The organism is Leeuwenhoekiella sp. LLG6367-2.1 (genome assembly GCF_045055775.1).
Lineage (GTDB): Bacteria > Bacteroidota > Bacteroidia > Flavobacteriales > Flavobacteriaceae > Leeuwenhoekiella > Leeuwenhoekiella aequorea.
In genome coordinates this window covers 1126394-1149957 of sequence record NZ_CP159331.1, presented here as the reverse complement: position 1 = coordinate 1149957, position 23564 = coordinate 1126394, and the positions used below count along the sequence as shown (strand labels likewise).

Sequence of the window (23564 nt, the reverse complement as noted above, 5' to 3'; positions counted from 1 at the left end):
ATTATGAGCAAAGTATATATACAACTATTGATTTTCTGTATGTTTTTTAATGCTATAGGGCAATCAAAAAAGCAGGTTTATAATTTTGATAGTAGTTCACATCACGGTTTATTAATTACAAAAAAAGGCTTAGAGTCAATTAAAGAGAATCTGGGAACAATACCCTTGTTTGATAAATCATTAGCACAAACAAAAGCAGAGATAGATGCCATAATTGTTGAAGAGATAGAAGTCCCTATACCTAAAGACATGGCTGGTGGTTACACCCATACACAGCATAAAAAAAATTATGATGTAGTGCAAAAAGCAGGTGTTCTATTTCAAATATATGGAGATGAGAAGTATGCTACTTACATCAAAGATATGTTTATGAAATACGCTCAAATGTATCCAAAACTGCCATTACATCCAGAAACGCGATCTTATTCTAGAGGAAAGCTATTTTGGCAATGTCTGAATGATGCCAACTGGTTAGTGAATATGAGTCAAGGTTATGATGCGATCTATGACTGGTTATCTCCAAAGGACCGAAAGTTTTTAGAAACCAAATTGTTCAAACCTTTTGCATTATTTCTTTCCGTGGAGAATCAACAATTTTTTAACCGTATTCATAATCACAGTACGTGGGGTAATGCAGCTGTGGGTATGATGGGACTTGCAATGCGTGATAATCAATTAATAAATTATGCACTTTATGGCTTGCCAGAAGACAGTATTGATGCAAATGCGGTAGATAATGATGGCGGTCTAATTAAGAAGCCGGGACAAGATGCCGGTTTTATTGCAAATATAGAAGAGGCATTTTCACCAGATGGATATTATACAGAAGGACCCTATTATCAGCGCTATGCGATGTATCCTTTTTTAGCTTTTTCTGTGGCGCTAGAAAACACGGTGCCAGAACTAAAAGTACTTGCCTATAAAGATAGTGTACAAATTAAGGCAGTTTATGCATTAATAGATCTTACAGATTCTAAAGGCGGATTTTTTCCTTTAAATGATGGTCAAAAAGGAATGTCTTATTACAATAATGCCTTGGTCAATAGTGTGGATATTGCATATCATTATGGTTCTAAAGATCCTGAGTTGTTATCAATTGCAGAAATCCAAAATGAGGTAACCTTAGATGACGCCGGATTGGCTGTCGCATTGGGTCTTAAGCGGAATGAGATAGAACCCTATCAAAAAAGGTCTGTTAACTTTACTGACGGTCCTAAAGGTAATCAAGGTGGTCTCACAATACTACGTTCTAAAGAGGATAGTGATTTAGAATTAGTTTTCAAGTACAGTGCTCAGGGTAACAGTCACGGTCATTATGATAAACTTTCCTATTCCATATATGAGAATGGTGACGAGGTGTTACCTGATTATGGCTTAGCACGTTTTGTAAATATAAATTCTAAAAATGGTGGAGGTTATCTAAAAGAAAATACGACTTGGGCAAAACAGACCATCGCGCATAACACTGTTGTGCAAAATGAAACATCTCATTTTAACGGGGATTTCAAAACGGGAAGTTCATTTCATTCCCAACTTCACTTTCAGGATTTGAGTAATGATTTGATACAAATTGTAAGTGCCAGGGAGCATAATGCCTATGAAGGCACAGAAATGCTACGTACAGTAGCAATGCTGTCTCCGAAGGAAGGAATAAAACCAATCATTATTGACATATTTAAATTACAAAGTAAGGACGCTAATCAATATGATTTACCATTTTATTATAAAGGTCAGTTAATGGATTATTCTGTAAATCCTATTTCAGAATCTATACTTAAACCCTTAGGAGCGTCAAACGGCTATCAACATTTATGGAAAGAGGCGTCAGCAGTTACAAATTCAGATTTGAGTAAAGTAACTTGGTTGCATAATAACCTATTTTATACACTAAGCAGTAAGACACGGGTAGGAGACAGTTTATTATTTGTGAGGCAAGGAGCAAATGATCCAGTATTTAATCTAAGACGAGAGCCCGGCATCATTATACGGAAATCAAACGCGAGAGATGTTATCTTTGTTAATATAATAGAATCTCACGGAACCTATGATGCTGTAACTGAACGTGCAGAGAATACAGAATCAATAATTGATAAGATCGACATCATACAAAATACCGACACCTATACCGCTTTAGAAATCACTTATAAAGATGGTAATAGTAACGTATTAATAATATCAAATTTGAAGGCAGATTCTTCAGAAAAACATAGTTTAACCCTTAATGGAACTTCATACTCATGGGAAGGACCATATTATTTTATAAATCGATAAAGAGAATAGCATGAAAACATTTGGAGCAAGTAAAGAGTTTTTAATAGGAGATGAAATTGCCTGGGAAACTGTAGGAGAAGGAGTAAAAAGAAAAATTAAAGGATATGATGATACCATTATGATGGTGCAAGTAGACTTTAAGGAAGGTAGTATTGGGCCTATGCATGAGCATCATCATGCTCAAGTAACTTATGTTGTAAAAGGTCAGTTTGAAGTTACAATAGGAGAAGAGACAAAACTACTTAAAGGTGGCGACTCTTTTTACATACCACCTCACGTAATGCACGGAGCCGTGTGTAAAGAGGATGGGATGCTAATCGATGTATTTAGTCCTATTCGAGAAGATTTTATGTAGATAGTTTGTTTGGTTATTAAAAAACACCTTAGCAATTTTGCTAAGGTGTTTTTTTTTAAGACTATGTCTTTCTAAATATTCCCTATTCAAAATCTTCTTAATGTGAATTTAAATGATCTTTTTTATCAAAAACTAAAAATTTTAACATTAGGAGGTTTTTTTTATGGTTTAATTATATATATATTTGGGAAACCAATTTGGTAAACCACTTTGGAATACCAATGTAAATAAGTGGATATCAGCTTATTTATAAAGTAGTAATAATTTAAAGAATAAACCTTTTCTTATGAATGTTAAAACTATAACTACTGCGTTTATTATGTTTCTCTGTCAATTTGCATTAATTGCCCAAGAGAATTATATGGTACGTGGTACAGTAACTGCCGCCTCGGACAACAGTCCTGTTCCGGGAGTAAACGTATTAGTATTTGGAACAACCTCTGGGGTTGTTACAGATTTTGATGGTAATTATGAGATCTCTGTATCTGATGATTCACAACTTGTATTTTCTTATGTTGGTTTCGCTACGCAAACGTTATCGGTAGATGGAAGAAAGGAAATTAATGTAGCATTGGCAGACGATGCTCAAAATCTCGATGAGGTTGTAGTCGTAGGTTACGGTACCCGTAAAAAGAGTCACTTAACAGGTGCTGTTTCTAGTGTGGTTAACGAAGACCTGGATCAATTACCCGTATCTCGTGTAGATGATGCACTTGTGGGTCAAATTTCTGGGGTAAATGTACAGGCGACACAAGGGGAAGCAGGTTCTGCTCCAACTATTAGAATTAGAGGTACAGGGTCTCTTACCGGAAGCTCAGATCCTTTGATAGTTGTAGATGGTCTTGTTGTCGATAACGATTTCTTAGGGAGTTTAGATATGAGTGAGGTTGCATCATTTGATGTTCTTAAAGATGCTGCATCTGCTGCGATTTATGGTTCTCGTGGAGGTAATGGTGTAATTCTTATTACTACTAAACAAGGTAAAGAAGGTAAAACTGTATTTAGCTATCAAGGCTACACTGGTTTTAAAGAAGCGCGCCAGAGCGATTCTTACTATTTTTCTGTAGCTAAAACTGCCGCTGCAGAACTCGCCGCTACCGGATCGCTTTCCCCCAGAACTCAATATATTCAGCAAATAGGAATCGATCAGGATTGGCAGGATATTATTTTTGATGGAGGAATGATTGAAAATCATTCACTTAGTGCACGAGGAGGAAATGAGAATACAAAGTATAGTATCTCCTTAGGTTACTTACACGATGAAGGTGTTTTATTGACAGATGATTATAAGCGTTATAACTTGCGTTTAAAACTTGATTCTGATGTAAGTGATAAATTTAAGATAGGTGGTAACCTTGCTCCATCATATACAAACACGAGAAGATTTGATGGGTCTACACACGACATCTTACGTCAGCCGCCATGGTTACCAGTTTACCATGATGCAAATACAATTCAATATGTAGATCGTTCAGTTTATCCTGATGTTCAGATAGGAGATTATGCTGTACAAAGACATTTTGACAATTATGACTTATTTGGCGACGGAACATTAATTGATATTAGTGATACTTCAAATACCAATCCTGCTGCTAAAGTAATCGAGCGCGATCGTAATGATTACAAATTTAAGCTTAACGGAAACTTTTACGGAGAATACGAATTATACGATAATTTAAAATTAAGAAGTACTCTTTCTGGGGATTATCAAAGCACAAAACGTGACAGATGGCAAGGTGTCTTATCAAGTAGAAACGGTGCTGCAGACGCTAGTTATGAAGTATCTAATGAGACTCAAATTCACATTGCTTCTGAAACATTTTTAACTTATAACAAAAATTTCGGTGAACATGAATTTGATGCGCTTGCAGGTATCTCTTTTGAAAAGTGGGATTATTCTGGTGAGAGTTCATTAGGAACGGGTTATACTTCAGACTTAATACGTACGCTTACAGCTGCAACTGTATTAACAAATATTGACTCTTATAAATTTGCAGAGCGTTTTCAATCATATTTTGCACGGATAAACTACGCATATGCAGACAAGTATTTAGCTTCTGTAAGTTATAGAAGAGATGGTAGTTCAGTTTTTGGATCAGATAATAAGTATGGTGATTTCCCTGCGGTTTCAGTAGGTTGGGATATTGCTCAAGAAGATTTCTTAAAAGAAAGCAATACATTAAGCTCTCTTAAATTTAGATTTAGTTATGGATTTACAGGGAACAAAGATTTAGATACGGGTAGCGATATTATTGATCTATATCCTTCATTGCCTTTATTAGGACCTTCTTCTGCAACTATAGACGGAAGTTTACAATCTGCTTATATTGCTTTAAATATTGCAAACCCAGATTTACAGTGGGAGCGTTCTAGAGAATATAACCCAGGTCTTGATTTTGGAATCTTAAACAATAGAATTACAGGGTCTGTAGATTACTACAAACGTACCAGTGATCAATTATTACTTTTTAACCCGGTAAGTTCTACTACTGGTTTTAGAAATGCACTTGTTAATATTGGTGAAGTTGTAAATAGTGGTGTTGAATTTGAATTACGTACTCGTAATATTTCAACTCCTAACTTTCAATGGAGCACTACGATTCTTGCATCTATGAATGATAATGAATTAACCGATTTTGCAGATTCTAATGGTCAAATTCAAATTACAGATGATAAGCGTGCTGCAGAATGGATTAACCTTCAAGGCCAGCCAATATCTTCTTTCTACGGTTGGGTTGTAGATGAGGAAATCGCGTTAGAAAATTTACAACAGCCTTATTTTCCAATAGGAGGTGAAGCACAAGATGTATATGTAAAAGATTTAAACGGGGATGGTCTTATCGATGATGATGATAAAACAATATTAGGAAGTCCATATCCAGATTTAGTATGGAGTATATCTAATGATTTTAAAATAGGTAATGTAGATATTAGTTTCCTTTTTCAAGGAAGTCATGGTGCCGAAGTACGTAATATGGGTGACCAGTATATATTTAATCACTTTAATAGCGGTCAGGATTTCAATATTCAGACAACTCCTAATCAAGGATTTATTAAGGAAAAAATCTTTACAAACTCTATAGTGCAAGATGCATCGTACGTAGCATTAAGAAATGTAAACATTGGTTACAATTTCCCAAAAACACTTACTTCGAAAATAGGATTAACCGGAATGAGAGTTTATGCTGCTGGTCAAAACCTTATGTATCTAACTGCAGATGATTATACTGGTTTTAATCCAGAGTCTATAGATGATACATCACCTACAACTTACGGGTATCAGCGTGGTGGTTCTCCTATATTCAGAACAATATCTTTTGGTATTAATGCTGATTTTTAAGAATATAAAAAGCAAAAAGAACACGATTATGAAAAAAATATATCCATTTATTCTGCTAATTTTCACCGGACTCTTAATGTCTTGTGGAGATGATTTTCTGGAGCCACTTCCTGAATCTGCAGTATCTTCAGAAAGTTACTTTTCTAATGATGACGAGATTGAGTCTGGAGTGATAGGTATGTATGATGCAATTCAAGGAATTAATTCTAACAACCTAACAGACAATTTTAGTATTCAGAGAGAATATTATCTTACTGAAATGCGTAGTGATAATACACGTACTAAATCGAGCGAAGGGGAAGCTGCCCAGTTTGAAAGCTATACAGTTACAGCGAGTAACGGTATTGTAAGTAATTATTATATAAGTTTCTATGAGATTATCTACCGAGCAAATCTAGTACTGTCAAGTCTGGATGCCGCTTCACCAGAAATGGCTGCTTCATTTGAAGCTGAAGCAAAATTTGTAAGAGCATATGCATATTTTAACTTAGTTCGTTTATATGGCGATATTCCACTTATAGATCGTTTAATTGGTCCATTAGAACGTGAAATTTCATATACTCGAGTAGCAACTAGCGAAGTCTATAATCTTATTATTTCTGATTTGCAAACTGCTGTTTCTGGTCTTGATAATACATACAAAAACAGAGCGTCAAGAGCAGCTGCACAAACTTTACTTGCTAAAGTGTATTTAACACAAGGAACAAATTATGCGGAAGCACAAACGCTATTAGAAAGTGTAATAGGAAGCGGATTTTCACTTGAGCCCAATTTTAAAGATGTTTTCTATACTGAAAATAATAATGAAGTAATATTTGCAATAGGATATACTTCAGATCTTACTTCAGATAGTCAAAATATTTCTGCAGAATGGTTAAACTCTGTAGGTCGTACAAGTGGTGTAAACTATGTAACTGCAGATGCTCGTGAGGCATTAGATAATCTTGGCGGTAGCAGAACACCATATTCATACAGACAAGATGCAGCGCAGCCTACACAATATCAAGTTGCTAAGTACATCCCGAACGGAGATACAAATTTGGGAATTGCTCCTACAGCAAGTAACCCAGAATTAGCGGGTAATGACTGGATTATTCTGCGCTTTGCAGATGTGCTACTTATGCACGTGGAAGCGATTCTTGCAGATGGTCAACAAACTTCTGCAACTGCGGCAATAAATTCTTTTCAGCGTGTTAGAAATCGTGCAGGTCTAACGACTCCCGTTACTTCAATAACGAAAGAAGATTTACTTGCAGAGCGTCGTGTAGAATTAGCTTTTGAAAATCACCGCTTTTTTGACCTAGTTCGTTTTGGAGCTGCTCAACAAGTTCTTTCAGCATTTTCAGATGCAAACGGCTATAGTTTTAATGCTACAGATTTATTACTGCCTATTCCACAAAGAGAAATTAACCTAAGTAATGGTTTGATGTCTCAAAATCCAGGTTACTAAAATTAAAAAACTTATAAGATGAACACTATAAAACAAATAGCCGGTATAAACTTTTCAAAGTTTCTAGTTGCAGGTTGCATGCTATTCGGTTTAACAGCTTGTGATTTTGAGTACGATTTGCCAGAAGAGGGTTCTATAGAAGATCTTACGCCACCCGAAGCAAGTTTTACTGCTTCTCAAAGTGATGCCGATTTTCTAACCTATAATTTTGCAAATTTCTCAGGAAGTGCAACAACGTATGTCTGGGATTTTGGAGATGGTAATACAGCTACAACAGTAGATGCGGCAAATACATATCCAGATGAAGGCACTTATACGATTACTTTAACAGCATCAGATGCTTTAGGTAAATCAGACACTTTTACTTCAGAAATAACAATAGTAGAGCCAGAGGCGCCTACAGCAATTACACCAGTTATAGGGGCAGCAGATTTTCAAGATGGTCTAGATGTATGTGGTAGTGGTGATAGTAGAGATTGCTGGAGAATAAGTGGTGGAAGCATTCATCAGACAACATCAGATGGTCGCAATGGTACTCGTGGTGCAAAATACACTGCTGCTAGTTCAAACAGTCCTAGAGTTACTTATCAAGCGGTAACAGTTTCTCCAAATACAAAGTATATTTTAACGGCATATTATGCTATACAATCAGACGGAGATACGGTAAGAGGAACTGTCATTGACGGTCAATTATCTAACTATAGTGAATTTTCATCAGCTTCTTTATTGGGGCAGACTGTAGGAGATGTAAATGGAGGTAAAGGAAATTTCAACAGATTAGTTGTAGAATTTGAAACTGGAGCAAGTGGAGAGATCTCTATATTATTTGATTCAGGATCAAATGCAAGTGAATCTTATCTGGATGATGTTTCTATAATTCCTGCGGAATAAATCACTATTCGTTACTATGTACTTATATAAATACATACTTATTTTTGCAATACAGCTAGTAGGTGCCACTGCTTGTTCACAAGAGCATGGGCCTATGGTTGTAGAAGAGGAAGTAGTTTTAGATCAAAATCAAATAGATGAAGATCGTACAAAACTACCCGATATTGATCTCTCGCATTGGAAGGTTACAATTCCTGAAGGATCAGGAAAGGGAGGCGCCATTAGTGTAGAGCCACCAGAAATATTGAACTATGCGACAAATCCTGTCTTAAAACCATTTATGTACAATGATTCTACAGCAGGAGCACTGGTTTTTCACGCCTATCCTTCAAACGCGACAACTGCAAACACTAAATACAGTAGATCAGAATTGAGGGAGCAGATGGTTCCGGGTGATGATAATGTTAACTGGACATTTGCGCAGGGAGGGAAGTTGAAAGCCCGCATCGCCATGGAGGAAGTGACTAAAGATAGTGATGGCAAATACCACCGTGTAATTATTTTACAAATCCACGGGCGTCTTACTAATGAGCAGAAAGAACGTATTGGTCAATCTGATAACAATGCACCTCCAATTCTCAAGATTTATTGGCAGAATGGGAAAATTCGGGTCAAAACAAAAGTCTTAAAAGATTTAAATGCTTCTGATGAGGATATTCTCCATGAAGATGCTTGGGATGACGATGAAGGGCGCACCTTTGATCAGGAAGTTGGTTTTAAAAAATTCAATATTGAAGTAGACGTATCTGACGGAAAAATGATTGTAAGTCTTAATAATACAGAATTTGCCGTTTATGATGACATTCATATGAAGAAGTGGGGGGTGTTTGAAAACTACTTCAAAGCTGGGAATTATTTTCAATCCAGAGATGCGGGATCACATGCTAGTGTAAAATTCTATAAGTTAGAAGTTAGTCACTAAGAATTAAAATTCTAAGTATTTGTTTAAAGTTTGTTTATTAGTTTTTGGAGTCCGGTACCTAGCCTTAACACACCTAAAGTCAAGGCTAGGTTAATGGATTAACTTTTACTTTATAAATCGTTTTATAATACTTAAATTTGATAAACCAATCTGGTAAACCAGTTTAACCTTAAACTTTTTAATGTTTATGAAGATAGAAGCTTTAAATAAAACAGATAATAGAGGGTTACAAAATGATATCATTTCTAAGATAAGAGATCATATCAATTACAAAAATCTGGAGCCTGGTGATAAACTTCCATCAGAGCGCATGTTATCTGAAAAGTTTGAAGTTAGCAGAAGCGCGATTAGAGAGGCGATACAGTCATTAGAGTTTTATGGAATTTTAGAATCTATACCGCAAAGTGGAACATTTGTAGCAAAACTGGGAGTTACTGCATTAAATGGAATGATTAACGAGATTTTAAACCTCGAGAAACCTGATTTTAAATCATTAGTTGAAACCAGGATACTTCTAGAATTAAAGACGGTTAGACTAGCTGCTCAACGACGTACCGAAGAGCAATTAAAGCATATGAAGCAGGCACTTGACGCCTACACTGAAAAGGCCTTGTTAGGTGAGGATGCAGTTCAGGAAGATTTACTTTTTCATCTCGCAATAGCTAAAGCAAGTGGAAATCCAAGTTTAAATACGCTTATGCTAATTATTACTCCTGAAATCATTACAAATTTTGAGAAATATCATGTTTGTGGTGATGATCAAACATTTAAAGGTATTGAAGAGCATAAGTCTATTTTCGAGGCTATTAAGAATAAAGATGTTCAGCGAAGTAAAGAGCTTATGAAGGTTCATTTTAAAAGTCTTTATAAGTATTGCTATAACGTAGATTTATAAGAAGCTTTCAAGTTCTAGTAGTTTAAATACTGCGACTTCAAGCATTTATTTTACAAAATATAAATACTAAATTTTTGAGTATAAAAATTTAGCAAGGAATTTTTTTGCCAAATTATTAGGCAATTGTTATAAAATAATTCAAATATGAAAGTAAAAGGATTACGCTGGTGGGTTATCGGGTTGATCTGTTTAGCCACAGTAATCAATTATATAGACCGTACTGCCTTTGGGGTTATGTGGCCAGAAATGGGTAAGGATTTAGGTATGGACGAGTCTGATTATGCCATTATGCTTAATGTATTTATGATCACGTATGCAGCAGGTAAGTTTCTTTCTGGGAAATTATATGATATGATAGGAACACGTATGGGTTTTGTTGTTTCTATTACCGTGTGGTCTGTAGCTTCGATTTTTCATGCAGTAGCTAGAGGACTAATCTCGTTAACCATATTTAGAGCTTTATTAGGTCTGGGTGAAGCAGGAAACTGGCCGGGTGCTGTAAAGAGTAATGGAGAATGGTTTCCGGTAAAACAACGTGCAGTAGCGCAAGGAATTTTTAATGCTGGGGCTAGTTTAGGAAGTGTGATTGCTCCTGTTTTAATAGCTTTTTTATACGGTAAATTTGGGTGGAGAACTACCTTTATAATAATAGGTTTTCTCGGATTAATCTGGATTATTCCGTGGTTATTCATAAACAAAGCAAAGCCTAGAAAACATCCTTGGATTACAGAGGAAGAAAAGAAATTTATAACTCAGGGAAGTATCGAAAATGTTTTTGATATGGACGATGAGAAAGAAAAAGGCTTAAGTCTTGTTAAGATCCTAAGCTATAAAGAATCTTGGGGGGTTTTATCTGCCCGTTTTTTCATTGAGCCTATATGGTGGCTTTTTGTAGGCTGGATGCCTTTGTATTTACATTCAGAATATGATTTTAGTATTGAGCAAATAGGTTCTACAATCTGGATCTCTTATTTAGGAGGTATGGCCGGTAGTTTATTAGGAGGCTGGTATTGCGGAAAGCTTATGGAAACAAAAACTACAGATGCAGCTAGGAAAATAACAATTACCATAGGGGGTGTATTGATTTTCCTAGGTCTGCTCGGTATTATTTTCTTTGTTCAACCAGATAGTCCTATGTCATTTATTTACATAACAGGAGTGGTATTATTTGGATTCCAGTTTGCAATAGGTAATATTCAGACTTTATCAAGTGATCTTTTTAGAGGGCCATCGGTAGGTACATTAGCTGGATTAGCTGGTAGTGTAGGTGCTGTTTCGGTAATAATTATGAACTGGTTAATCCCTCAAATTACAGTTCAATCTTACGCTCCGGCGTTTATATTAATTGCGGTATTAGCACCGCTGGCAGTTTTATCGATATTGGTTTTAATCCGTAAGGTGAGACCTGTCGAAGTAGAATAATTTTAATACGATAATTAAATTTTAATAAAGATGAGTTTAAAAGAAAAAGTTGCAGTTGTTACAGGAGCTACAGGAGGAATAGGATTTGCCGTGGCAAAAAAACTAGGTGAAGATGGTTTTACAGTAGTTTTAAATGGTATTGATGATGAAGCGGGTTCAGAACGTATTGAAGAATTAAAAGCTTTAGGAATTAATGCTGCTTATTACGGTTTTGATGTAACCAGCGAAGATGCTGTTGCTTCTAATATAAAAGCAATAGGTGAAAAATATGGAAAAATCGATGTTTTAGTTAACAATGCCGGTGGATTAGGTGGTAGATCAAGGTTCGAGGAAATGACTACAGAATTTTATAGATCTGTAATGGCTCTTAACCTTGACTCTGTATTTTTTGCTTCAAGAGCTGCGATACCTTATCTGAAAAAAGGAGATAACGCTTCTATTATAAATTATACATCTAATGCAGCTTGGAATGCAGGAGGACCTGGAGCAGGTATTTATGGCACTTCAAAAGCAGGTGTACACGCAATTACTAGAGCATTAGCAAAAGATCTTGCAGAGTATGGAATTCGCGTAAATGCGGTATCTCCAGGAACTATTGATACACCTTTCCACGCTCAAATAAAATCGACTAAACCAGAGGTATTTGCTTCTTGGAAGAATAATATATTATTAGGTAGATTAGGTCAACCAGAAGATGTAGCATCAGTAGTTGCATTCCTTGCTGGTGATGGAGCTGCGTTTATAACTGCAGAGACAATACAAATCGGAGGTGGTCAAGCTTTAGGTATTTAATACCTGTTTTTTAAAATAAAAACAGAACTTTAGAATCTAAACTTAAAATATTAAAGTCGTCTTATGAAAAAGATAGTGACTTTTGGAGAACTTATGATGCGCCTGGCCACACAAAACAATGAACGGTTTGGTCAGGCGCGTTCTTTAGGTTTAACTTATGGGGGAGGCGAATTTAATGTAGCGGTATCACTCGCTAATTACGGGTTAAATGCACAATTTGTTACGCGCTTACCTAATAATGATTTAGGTAAAAGTGCCTTAGAAGAAGTTAATAGATTTCAAGTAAATACAGATCATATTTTGTTTGGAGGTGATCGTTTAGGTGTTTACTTTTTAGAACAAGGCGCCGGACTTCGCGCTAGTAGTGTTGTTTATGATAGGGCTAATAGTGCTTTAGCAACTGTAGAAACTAACACCTTTGACTGGCAGGCAATTTTTAAGGATGCAGATTGGTTTCATTGGAGCGGGGTAACTCCTGCATTATCTCAAACTGCTGCAGATGTAACTTTAGAAGCTATTAAAGTCGCTAAGTCAATGGGTGTCAAAATATCTTGTGATCTTAATTATAGATCTAAACTTTGGCAATACGGAAAATCACCAAGTGAAGTTATGCCAGAATTACTAGCATACAGTTCAGTGATTTTGGGAGATATCGATACAGCATATTTTATGCTCGGAAAGGAAAAGGTGAATCCAGACTATACAGCAACTAACGAACTTGCAAATTTATACAAGCCCTTATTTGAGCATTGCTCGAATCTCGATTACATTGCAACTAGCCTGCGTAATTCAGTTAATACATCTCATCAGCGCATCGGAGGGATTCTATTTGACGGAGCGCAATTATTTACATCAAAAAGTTACGAAGTATCTTATGTAGTTGACCGCGTAGGTAGTGGAGATGCTTTTATGGGAGGATTGATTTATGGTTTAAATGAATTACCAGCTCAGGAAGCCATTAATTTTGCCACTGCAGCTTGTGTGTTAAAGCATACCATACCAGGCGATTTAAATCGAGTTAGCGTTAACGAAGTAGAAAAATTAACAACTGGCGGTGGAGATGTTCAACGCTAAATTTATAAACTAATGAGTACTCATACACGCATCGAAGTAGCTTTGGCTTTAAAATCTAATGGTTTTGTGCCGTTATTCTATGATGAGAATATAGAAAATTGTAAAAAATTAATTACCGCCTGTTATTCGGGAGGTGCGCGTTTGCTAGAATTTACCGCGAGAGGAAATTTTGCTCATGAAGTATTTAATGAAGTATCAAAGTTTATAAAGTCTAATTATCCAGATATGTATCTTGGAGTAGGATCAATTACAGACGGGGCAGCTGCATCATTGTATATGCAAATGGGAGCAGATTTTATTGTAACTCCGGCATTGCGGGAGGATATAGCAGATGTTTGTAATAGGCGTAAAGTATTATGGTTGCCAGGATGTGGCTCATTAAAGGAAATTAATGATGCCGAAGCCTTAGGTTGTGAGATAATTAAGTTATTCCCGGGATCTATCTATGGACCTGATTTTGTTAAAGCAGTAAGAGGCCCGCAACCCTGGACTTCAATTATGCCAACTGGTGGTGTGACGCCAACTTCAGAAAATTTAAAATCCTGGTTTGATGCGGGGGTTACTTGTGTAGGATTGGGTTCTCAATTAATTGGGAAATCTTCTGAGGGTACTTACGATTATCAGGGTATTGAAACCAAAGTGAAGGAAGTAATTAAAATAATAAGTACACTTAGAAATTAGCTCTATTAATTTCTAAGTTTTTACCGTGATGATCAGTTTGTTTGTAGATCCATTCCTTTAAAATTTATACAGGTATTTCATTTTCTTTATTCGATCACATTTCTCCCTATAAAAAACTGTCAAAGTATTTTTATAACACTTCCCAGAATTTGCATTTTATATTTTTCAGTTTAAACCCAAAGTAAACTTCTACGGCCTTAATTTTAATTTCCGAAGAAAGATTCAAAATGACATTTTAAATGAGTTTTTGCAAGTGGATTTTAGAATTGCAGCTTCTCAATTTTGCATCTTTAAAATTGTTATTTTATATATTAAATTCGGCTACCACAACTATCTGTCAATGAACAGTAGTTTTAAGTGAGAGCGACATGGCATTAAGTGAAATAGCCCATAGACGTTGGTGACGTGTCTAATCCTTAAGACCGATTAATTATTATTTCGCTTTATTTGTTCTATGAAGAAGATAACTAGACTCATTGCTCAGTTAATTTTATGGGGTGTGGTATGGCTTGTTATGTGGCAGGGAGAGGATATTGCCTCCCCTTTTTTAAGAGAGAATTTACCTGCCTACATAATGCAAATTGTGGTACTCTCGCTATTGGTTTACGTGATAGCTCCTAAAGTACTATTCAAAAAAAAATACTTCCTATTCTTCGGTATAACAGTGGGTATTTTATTGCTTACGGCTTATTTGTCAAGTATAGTAGTGGTAGCCCCCAATTTAGACAGAATGCCACCACCACCGGGACGTGGGGGATTTCCTCAGTTTCATGAGCCACCATCTCAATTTTTTATTCATAGTTTAATGATTGCAATAGCCTATAGCATTGCTACCAGTATCGAGTTATTTATTTATGTTAACGAGAGGGAAAAGGAAACAATAAAACGTAAAAACGAGAGTCTTCAAACGGAACTAAAACTCCTTAAGTCGCAAATTAATCCGCACTTTTTATTTAATGCACTTAACAATATTTATTCAATGTCTATAATGCAATCTTCAAAAACATCTGAAAGCATTCTGGATCTTTCAAATATGTTACGTTATGTACTTTATGAATGTGAGCAACCTGAAGTTTTCTTAGAAAAAGAGATTGCGTATATTAAGGATTACATTAGACTTTTCACACTTAAAAGTAGTCAAGAATTTGATATCAAGCTGGATATAAATATTCAAAATCACAATTTAAAAATTGCGCCGATGATTTTGATACCGTTTATTGAAAATGCATTTAAGCACGGAAATATTGAAGCTCGAGCAGGTTCTTATATAATTATAGAAATTAATTCAGAATCAAACAAGATCAATTTTAAAGTTGAGAATAGCCTTCCTAAATCACCTAAACAAAAAGATAGCGTTGGCGGAATAGGATTAATAAATGTCAAGAAACGGCTAAATATTTTATATCCTAATACCCACGAGCTGAACATTGAAACTACCAATTCTAGTTATTCAGTACAATTAAATATTGAAGTGCATGAAAACAATTAGTTGTATTATAATTGATGATGAGGAGCTTGCTCGCACTCTATTGGCTACTTACGTTGCTAAACTGAGTCATCTCAAAATAAAAGGATCTTATGAAAATGCACTAGATGCTCTTCCCATTATAAAAAACGAACACGTGGATCTTGTGTTTCTTGATATACAGATGCCAGAAATACGTGGTACAGATTTCGCAAAATTACTTCCTGCCTCAACACAGGTTATATTTACAACTGCGTATTCAGACTATGCAATTGAGGGTTTTGAATTAAAGGCACTCGATTATTTACTTAAACCTATTCGGTTTGAGCGATTTGTTGATGCTGTTAATAGACTGGAAGTGTCTAAAACTTCTGAAGAAACAGATTTTATAACTATTAAATCTGGATATGATTTAAACAAAGTAAAACTCTCAGATATTCTGTATATAGAAAGTGAAAGTGAATACGTCATGTTTTATTTAAAAAACCGGAAGATTTTGAGTTACCTATCTCTCAAAAAACTAGAAAATACACTACCCTCACATTCATTTATGCGTGTTCACAGATCATTTATCGTAAATATAAATCACGTATCTGGTTTGAAATGTAGGGATTTGATAGTAGGAGAAAAGCATATCCCAGTGAGCACACGTTATTATGAACAAGTCAAAAATGAAATGTTTTAAAAGAGCTTGTATTAGTAAACGTGTTTAATTTTCACTAGGGAAAGTAGCTATTGATCTTTGGGAGGAATAGGTGTGTTATTTATAAGATCAGCCACCTGTTCGAGAGATTGCTCTAATAATTTTTCTATCTCGCGCTCGGTAGCTGCCTGCTCATATTTTTGAACGGAGACCGAGGCGTTTTTTATCTCATATAACAATTCTTTGCTTGTTTCGAGTTGTGTTTTGAGGAGTCCTAATTTTTCTATTCTTTGTTCTAATAGCAATCTCATTCTAGCGTTCATCGTTTTGTTTTAAGTAAAATTAAAAACGCAGACCGTCATTTTATGTCGTTGACAAGCTATCTTTATTAAAAATTTAGAGGATGAGCACATATCATAAAGTTTCAAGATTAGGCAAAATCATTAGTTTGGTTAAAAATAACATAGGCATCAGTCAGGCAGAAATTATGAAGGGTCTGTTTCCTGATGTTGATTCTAATCCTAAATCTAAAAGAACCTTAGAAAGGGATATAGCAGCTATTCGCAATGAATTGTTTATACCTATTGATTATAACCATTCACTTCAAGGATACATAATAGATGACAGTGCTTTAAATGAAACTTATGAGTTTTTAAAACTGGTAGAGTTTGCTAATGTAGGCAAGCTGCTGCAAGATGGAAAAACAGATTTACGCAAGTTTTCAGATATTGTAGAGCTAGATGATTCTTCCATTTTTAAAGGTATTGATTTAGTAAAAATCATAGTCACAGCTATTCAGCAAAAGCAAAATATTCAATTTAAGCATATTAATTATTGGGAGGGAAGTGAGAAAGAGTATTCAATAACCCCCTTGAAAATTAAAGAATATTTGAATCGCTGGTATGTGATAGGTGTACCGCATAAAATGAATGAAATACGCACTTTTGGTATCGACCGACTTAAAGATTTGACTATTACCAGCGGAAAAACGGTTAAGTATAAAGACTTTGAGGACCAACTCAATAACTTCCATAATATTATAGGGCTTAACTTTAATGAAGGAGACGGAAAAACTAAACTTATTAAACTAAAAGTTTATCATAAGCATTTAAAGTATTTACAAAGTCTCCCATTACATCGGTCGCAAAAAATCGAATGGGAAATTGGTGATGAGCACGGGATAGCCTCCTATAGAGTCGTACCTAATTATGAGCTAAAAATTCAGATTTTAAAAATGCACTGTTTTGCTGAAGTACTTGAACCCCTAGAGCTTCGGGAAGAGATTAAAGTTATGCTTCAGGAAGCTTTGGATCAGTATTAAAATTTTCATTACTGTCGCAAATTGACGGTCTCTACATTTACTTTTGATACAATAAATAAGTAAAGATCTAAAATTTTGGAGACTCATTTTTATTAAATTATATACGTTACTGTTATTATCGTTGGTAGCACAATAAATATGCCTTCTGATAGCTATGAAGTAAAATGTTGAAGCTAGTTTAAAGAATATTTTTTTGGCTTAAATGAGGAAATCTGTAAAGATTATAAATAAGTAAGTATTTAATTTGAAGTAATAATCTACTATGCTCCGGAGTACAAACCTACAGATTACCAAATCACGCTTTAAATTAGCGCTCGATTACGCGACCAATTTTTGTTATACCCGCAAGTGTGAATATGAGAATCAGCCGTATGCAGATCCTTTTTATAATTTGGAATATAAACTCGATACGCTGGCAATGGTGATGATCATAGAAGGTTTTTAGATAAGTGATTAAATAATTAAAATAAAATTATGAGTAAATCAGATAACTTTCAAGATGAAGTCGGTCTTCAAAACTTTTATAAAAAAGCAATTGTAGCATATGAACATCCTACTCCTGATAATGCTCAGGAGGCTTATGATGCGCTTATGGATATGCAAACACAAATGATTGATGAAGATCCAAAACGGTTTGAAGAAGTATTTCAGTTGTTACCCAATTCATTTGTAGAAATATACGCAGAGCAAGTAATTAAAGATATTCAAGAAGCTCCACTAATGTATTTGCTAAGTCATAATACTTTTTTTATGTTTTTTACGGAAGCACAGTATAGCTATTTGAGGGAACAATTAAAGGGATATGCTGATAATACAACTGCCTATAATTTTATTAGAGGTATTGACTATTTACTAGATGAATCCTATGAGATCGCATTGCACTATTTCAAAACAGTAGAAAATACATTAGGAGATTATTATTTAGCGGTTTGTTATTACAACTTAAGTAATTACCAAAATGCCATACGCCTCTTTCAGACTGTTTTAACAGATATTCAAGGAGTGCAAAAGAATGTACCGCAATTAAATGAGGACACAGATCTTCGACTTCTAAGCTATGATTTGTGTCAATATATTTTAAGTGCTGCAGTAAGTATTGGAGAGTATGAAACAGCTGAAGAAAACGGGGACGTCTTATTAACTCTTTTTGATTTAGAATCACTTGTAGCAATTACGGAAAGTTACACAGCTAAAATTGATGATAAGACTGATTTTGATATATGGGTAAATAACTACACAGTCGCTTTAGATAAGCAGACTAAGTATAAGAAAGCGGGGAAGTTCTTAGAACGTGTACAAAAGCTAAGACCCAATTCGATTTTGATTAAGTCGCTTCTCAATTCAGTTTTGGGTAAGATTAATCGACAGGAAACAGCTAATACAATTTTAGTTCCAATTCTTCATAAGAAAAGAGCTTTTGGAATCAATGATTTTGTTAGCGCCAACCGGTTGGCTCTTGAAAAAAATCTCGAAGATTTAATAGAACTGCAAATAAAATATGGGATGCAGGTTTTTGGTAAAGATTTAGAGGTTTATCAGGATAATGCCAGCTACGGTAAACAATATACAAATCCAAATATACAAGGGGTTATAGATCTGTTGCTAATAAATTTAAAAACCGATACGCTGTATGTTGTAGAGCTTAAAAGAAATGATGCGGGTGTTGAAGTCTACGAGCAGGTTAAGCGCTATATGACAGGATTAAAAGAAAGTACAAATAAAAAAATTAAGGGAATAATTTGTTTGCACAAAGCCACAGAGAATCTGATTGATTTAGTGAAAACAGATGATGATATATCTTTATTCACGTATCATTTTGAGTTTAAAAATTTGGGGTAACTCCTTTTAATATAATTATATGAGTGATTTTAATGAAATAGACTTGCAATTACTGCTCAATTCAACCGAAGTACTTATTGCAAAAAACAAAGCAAGACTGAAAGAGTCTGGAGAAGATTTTAATATTTTCAGTATTACCAAGATTGAGCGTTACGAGAATAATACCCATTCAGCAATGTTGGCAGAGCTTTTAAATCCTTATGGAACACATCATCAGGGGAATTGCTTTTTATTTTATTTTTTGACTATTATTAGAGGTTTAGTTTCTGATGAGCATCCCATTCATCGTAATTTGAAATCAACTCCAACTGTCTTTGTTGAATTTAGTATAGGTCCTATTTCTGAAGATAAATTACAGGGAGGCAGAATAGATATTTTATTAGTCTTCAATGATTTTAAATTGATTATCGAGAATAAAATTGATGCCGACGATCAAGAGATGCAGTTAGTGCGTTATAAAAATTTCAGTTCAGAGAATGATATTGTTCTTTATCTTACAAAATGGGATAAACAGGAGGCGTCAGAGAAAACTGTCGGTGACTTAAAGGCTGGTGTAGATTATCACTGTATAAGCTATCAATCAGAAATTTTAGAATGGTTAGAAATCACACTTAAAGCGCTTACTAATCAATATGTTATTGATGGTGTTAAGCAATATTATTTATTAGTAAAAAAGATAACCAACCAATTAGATACTAAATATATGGGTGAGTTTAATAGTTTGATTAGTAATAATTTAGAAGAGGCAAAGTATATCAAAGATAATTTTGATGCAGCTGAGCAACACGTTAGGGAGTTCTTTAGAGAGAACTTATTACAGCAGTTAAAAACGAAATTAGGTGAGAATGACTTTATTTCTGAAACTTGGGGGCATATTGACAAAGAAGAATCTGGAATTTCACTAAAACCTAGAATTCAGAATAAGTCAAGAGAGGCTGATATTTATTATTACATCTCGCCATTCACAAATAATGAAGGTGTGTTAAGCATAAGTATATGTAATTCAGTACTTAGTGAGTCAATTGCTTCAGAATTAAATTTAGAATGGTCTAAAATGGGCAAGGGAAATGCTTTACTATATCCCGTTGTTCAAAATTTAAAAGTGGATTTAACAAACCTTAAGCAAAAAGCTGAATTAGGCAGGCCAGAAATAAGAAAGAAATATTTAATTGACATGGTTGATCAAATATTAAAATTTATTGAGAAATACTCAGACAGCGTTGAAGAAGCTAATAACAAAACGATATGACACATACCCAAATAGCATTCTTGAAAAGCGAACTTTGGATACTCGCTTTTGGTGGAGCCTTGCAGCGTTCAGGGGTATATTTAAACGCCTATGCTGAAGAAAAGGAGCGTAATACTTTTAGAACAAACATGCGCAAATTTATTGAGCAGCAGATAATACCTCAGTATAAGAAAGATATAGTAAAAGATGCAAATCATTTAAAAATATTAATGCAATAATAGAAGAATCTTCAAGGTATAAGAGTATATTAAATACGGGTGCTATTAATCTCGGGATAGCCCAAAAATTACTTAACCTAGTACTCAAATACTACTGGACTTTAGGATGGATTAAGGAACCTCCTCATTTTCCTATTGACCGTATCATACAAACCAAACTACCTGCAAAAGCACGAATAACTTGGACTAAAATGACAAAACCTGAAGAATATCTAACAGTTATTGAAGCCGCTAGAGTTAAAGCTGGAGACCAATCTTTACCTGAGTGGGAATTAACCAATTTTATGAGACGCACTCCATGAATCTAAAAGCACTTCAGGACTTTCTAGACACCGCAGAAATACCCATAATAGAGCCCAAGCCCTTAACCTTTCTTGAAATTGCCAAACAGCCGCATTATGAGAATGTACTGTCTAATATCTACGCGTTCTTTTTTGATATAGAACAAGAACATGGTTTTGGAGACCTGTTTATAAACAGTTTGCTTCAACTTATACAGGAATCTGAGATAGGAAAGCAAAAACAAGCCTTACAAAGCTTTAATGATTTTTCTATAGAAACAGAATACAGTACAAAAAAAGGAGGTCGTATTGATCTGCTTTTACATAATGAACAGCAGGCGATCATTATTGAGAATAAAGTATATCACTTCTTAAATAATGACCTTGATGACTATTGGGAGAGTACACAAGAAAAGGGGCGTCACGAAACAGAAATTATCGGGATTATTCTCTCTTTAGAACCAATTTGTAGGATCAAGTGTAGAAAACCTGAAATAGTACTACATTTTATCAATATAACGCATCAAGAATTAATACAGCGTGTTTTAAGAAACAGTGGGGCATATTTCCTCAAAGCAAGTGATAAATATGCTGTTTACTTAAAGGACTTTGCTCAAAATATAATCAATATGAGTACACCAGATATGAAACCAGAGGAACTACAATTTTATAAAGAGAATAGGGATCAATTAGTACAAGCTAAAAAGTTTTTTGAGCGTTTTGAGGATTATATCAACAAACAAATAATTAGGGCTTTTGAAAATCTTGACCCTGAGCAAAATTATGTGAATCATAGTATAAGAACGAATACTAATCTCTTACATGTTTTTTCAAGACGCAATCCAGATTTAATGTTTACAATTGGTCATGCTGGGCTGTGGGATAATCCCAGTCACAGTATGAATGTTATCGTTGAACTTCAACGGGGAGCACTTGCAGATCGTTCCATATACAAGGCTATTCCATTTGAAGAATATGAAGATGGTAAAATTGCAAATAATTTTTATACCGAAAATGTCAAAAGTTGGTGCCATTTTGCTAAGGAAAACTATACTCAAGAGCAAATAAAGCTTGATAAATTAAGTGAGTTTTTAAGAGTAAAATTGGAAGAAGACCATTTATTCTCAATTTTCAAAAAGTTAGATGATTTTCTAACCCAATACAGATCCAAATCCTAACCCCACAATCCTTATATTTACGCCACGTATCAATTAATACCCCACAATGTTCGAACAAACATTTAAAAATATAGACGACATCTTATACACAGATGCCGGTGCAGATAGTGAAGCTGAATTGTATTGATACATCAAAGTTTATGCTTTGGGTGTGGTTGTGATATCACAAAAATATCTTCTAAAATCCCAAATATAACTGCTTTATCACAAATGAGAAAATTAGATAAATACAAGGCCTAATTTTGGTATAAGAAAAGTAGAAAAGCTCTCTTTAATTAATTTAATACTTTAATATTATGTCAAAATCAAGTGGCTTAAAGAATGCGCCAAGTACTACAGGAAAACCTTCAGGTAATGGAAGATCAAATAATCCTCCTGCGAGGACATCTGTTAATTCAGGATCTAAAAAATAAAAAATTAACTCATGTGCTACACTGTAAAAAATGTGCAGTATTTTAAATTTTAAATCATGACTAAAAAGAGCAATCACCAAGCTGATATTAAGAACTCTAATAAGGGAACAGACGGGACTAATAAGATCCACGATCAGAATCAGGGTAATAGAGGTAAACAACTAAACCTAAATCAGCAAAATAAAAAGTGAATCAACATAAACCCACCTTTATCAGGTGGTTTTTTTGATAACTTTATCTTACTATTCCCTGATACTCAAAAAATAACTTCACTTCCTCCTCAAAAACTTCCAGCGGCGTACGATGACTCATTTCGGCATGTAGATGCAAGTGATAATCAAAACCTAATTTAAGTTGTTGTCCTAAAAAAGTTAAGGTGTCACTGGGATCCACTACGGTATCTTTACCACCTAGTACCACTTGACCAAATCCAGAACTTGCAGCTTCAAATTTCGGGATATTTTGAGGAACCGAACGTTTTACTAAAGCCGGATTAAACAGTAAAACTGGTGTATTAAATGCGAGCCCCAGATGATATGCTGCAAAACCGCCCATACTACTTCCCATAACATAATCTATGGCCTCAGATTTATAATTTACGTAGGTCTGTTGAATAGCATCCGGATTATTTTTATAGTCCAAATCAGGAGCTATAACGGCTCCGTAAGATTCAAGAAAAGCTCTTTTAGAAGCGTTAAGCTTACTTTCGAGTCCGTGGAGGTAGAGTATGGTCATAATGTGTGATTAATTAATTTTAAATGTGCTTAAAAGGGATAGCGAATAAAGTAACATATTAAGGCAAGCAGTTACTCTGATTGCAATTTTATATGAATTAAATGAGCTTGCTATTTCCATTGCGGTCTT

At 34.8% G+C, this 23564-nt stretch carries 21 protein-coding genes; 19 read left to right on the top strand and 2 right to left on the bottom strand.

Annotation, left to right across the window (positions count from 1 at the left end; translation table 11 throughout):
* Positions 1 to 3 precede the first annotated feature (3 nt).
* The 13 genes from ABVM53_RS05260 to ABVM53_RS05200 all read left to right on the top strand — a co-directional run bounded on the left by ABVM53_RS05260 (position 4) and on the right by ABVM53_RS05200 (position 16243).
* Positions 4 to 2271, top strand: a complete 2268-nt coding sequence (locus ABVM53_RS05260; RefSeq protein WP_405330243.1) for an alginate lyase family protein — start codon at positions 4 to 6, stop codon at positions 2269 to 2271.
* Positions 2272 to 2281: 10 nt separating this feature from the next.
* Positions 2282 to 2626: a cupin domain-containing protein gene (locus ABVM53_RS05255; RefSeq protein WP_371455798.1), complete on the top strand. Its 345-nt coding sequence runs from the start codon at positions 2282 to 2284 to the stop codon at positions 2624 to 2626.
* 286 nt (positions 2627 to 2912) lie between these two features.
* Positions 2913 to 5966: a SusC/RagA family TonB-linked outer membrane protein gene (locus ABVM53_RS05250; protein WP_405330241.1), complete on the top strand. Its 3054-nt coding sequence runs from the start codon at positions 2913 to 2915 to the stop codon at positions 5964 to 5966.
* Between the two features lie 28 nt (positions 5967 to 5994).
* Positions 5995 to 7416 (top strand): RagB/SusD family nutrient uptake outer membrane protein, encoded by a 1422-nt coding sequence (locus ABVM53_RS05245; RefSeq protein ID WP_405330239.1) that lies wholly within the window; start codon positions 5995 to 5997, stop codon positions 7414 to 7416.
* Positions 7417 to 7434: 18 nt separating this feature from the next.
* Positions 7435 to 8307 (top strand): PKD domain-containing protein, encoded by an 873-nt coding sequence (locus ABVM53_RS05240; RefSeq protein WP_405330238.1) that lies wholly within the window; start codon positions 7435 to 7437, stop codon positions 8305 to 8307.
* Positions 8308 to 8323: 16 nt separating this feature from the next.
* The gene (locus tag ABVM53_RS05235; RefSeq protein ID WP_405330236.1) at positions 8324 to 9229 is read left to right on the top strand and encodes a polysaccharide lyase family 7 protein; all 906 of its coding nucleotides are present in this window, start codon (positions 8324 to 8326) and stop codon (positions 9227 to 9229) included.
* 187 nt (positions 9230 to 9416) lie between these two features.
* Entirely contained in the window at positions 9417 to 10124 is a 708-nt protein-coding gene (locus ABVM53_RS05230; protein ID WP_405330234.1) for a FadR/GntR family transcriptional regulator, read from the top strand.
* A 144-nt stretch (positions 10125 to 10268) separates the two neighbouring features.
* A complete protein-coding gene (locus ABVM53_RS05225; RefSeq protein WP_128757849.1) occupies positions 10269 to 11546 on the top strand; it encodes an MFS transporter in 1278 nt (425 codons plus the stop codon).
* Between the two features lie 30 nt (positions 11547 to 11576).
* The gene (locus ABVM53_RS05220; protein WP_371455804.1) at positions 11577 to 12338 is read left to right on the top strand and encodes an SDR family NAD(P)-dependent oxidoreductase; all 762 of its coding nucleotides are present in this window, start codon (positions 11577 to 11579) and stop codon (positions 12336 to 12338) included.
* Between the two features lie 63 nt (positions 12339 to 12401).
* Positions 12402 to 13412 (top strand): PfkB family carbohydrate kinase, encoded by a 1011-nt coding sequence (locus ABVM53_RS05215; protein ID WP_405330231.1) that lies wholly within the window; start codon positions 12402 to 12404, stop codon positions 13410 to 13412.
* 12 nt (positions 13413 to 13424) lie between these two features.
* Positions 13425 to 14093 (top strand): bifunctional 4-hydroxy-2-oxoglutarate aldolase/2-dehydro-3-deoxy-phosphogluconate aldolase, encoded by a 669-nt coding sequence (locus ABVM53_RS05210; RefSeq protein WP_405330229.1) that lies wholly within the window; start codon positions 13425 to 13427, stop codon positions 14091 to 14093.
* A 454-nt stretch (positions 14094 to 14547) separates the two neighbouring features.
* Positions 14548 to 15582: a sensor histidine kinase gene (locus tag ABVM53_RS05205; protein WP_405330228.1), complete on the top strand. Its 1035-nt coding sequence runs from the start codon at positions 14548 to 14550 to the stop codon at positions 15580 to 15582.
* Entirely contained in the window at positions 15569 to 16243 is a 675-nt protein-coding gene (locus ABVM53_RS05200) for a LytR/AlgR family response regulator transcription factor (protein ID WP_405330226.1), read from the top strand. The genes ABVM53_RS05205 and ABVM53_RS05200 overlap by 14 nt, the downstream gene beginning before the upstream one ends.
* Before the next feature lie 47 nt (positions 16244 to 16290).
* On the opposite strand, the gene ABVM53_RS05195 is transcribed toward ABVM53_RS05200, so the two are convergent.
* The gene (locus tag ABVM53_RS05195) at positions 16291 to 16524 is read right to left on the bottom strand and encodes a hypothetical protein (RefSeq protein WP_405330224.1); all 234 of its coding nucleotides are present in this window, start codon (positions 16522 to 16524) and stop codon (positions 16291 to 16293) included.
* 80 nt (positions 16525 to 16604) lie between these two features.
* Between ABVM53_RS05195 and ABVM53_RS05190 the strand changes: the two genes are divergently transcribed.
* The 6 genes from ABVM53_RS05190 to ABVM53_RS05165 all read left to right on the top strand — a co-directional run bounded on the left by ABVM53_RS05190 (position 16605) and on the right by ABVM53_RS05165 (position 22287).
* A complete protein-coding gene (locus ABVM53_RS05190; protein WP_405330222.1) occupies positions 16605 to 17522 on the top strand; it encodes a helix-turn-helix transcriptional regulator in 918 nt (305 codons plus the stop codon).
* Positions 17523 to 17784: 262 nt separating this feature from the next.
* The gene (locus ABVM53_RS05185) at positions 17785 to 17967 is read left to right on the top strand and encodes a hypothetical protein (RefSeq protein WP_405330220.1); all 183 of its coding nucleotides are present in this window, start codon (positions 17785 to 17787) and stop codon (positions 17965 to 17967) included.
* A 29-nt stretch (positions 17968 to 17996) separates the two neighbouring features.
* Entirely contained in the window at positions 17997 to 19361 is a 1365-nt protein-coding gene (locus ABVM53_RS05180) for an endonuclease NucS domain-containing protein (protein ID WP_405330218.1), read from the top strand.
* Positions 19362 to 19380: 19 nt separating this feature from the next.
* On the top strand, positions 19381 to 20610 hold the full coding sequence (locus ABVM53_RS05175; protein WP_405330215.1) for a PD-(D/E)XK nuclease family protein: 1230 nt from the start codon (positions 19381 to 19383) through the stop codon (positions 20608 to 20610).
* Positions 20607 to 20828 carry a hypothetical protein gene (locus tag ABVM53_RS05170; RefSeq protein ID WP_405330212.1) on the top strand — a complete coding sequence of 74 codons (222 nt, stop codon included), beginning with the start codon at positions 20607 to 20609 and terminating at the stop codon, positions 20826 to 20828. Before ABVM53_RS05175 ends, ABVM53_RS05170 begins: the two co-directional genes overlap by 4 nt.
* Before the next feature lie 298 nt (positions 20829 to 21126).
* Entirely contained in the window at positions 21127 to 22287 is a 1161-nt protein-coding gene (locus ABVM53_RS05165) for a PD-(D/E)XK nuclease family protein (RefSeq protein WP_405330209.1), read from the top strand.
* A gap of 647 nt (positions 22288 to 22934) precedes the next feature.
* Here the strand turns inward: ABVM53_RS05165 and ABVM53_RS05160 are convergent.
* Positions 22935 to 23435 (bottom strand): YqiA/YcfP family alpha/beta fold hydrolase, encoded by a 501-nt coding sequence (locus ABVM53_RS05160; RefSeq protein ID WP_405330206.1) that lies wholly within the window; start codon positions 23433 to 23435, stop codon positions 22935 to 22937.
* Positions 23436 to 23564: the final 129 nt, after the last annotated feature.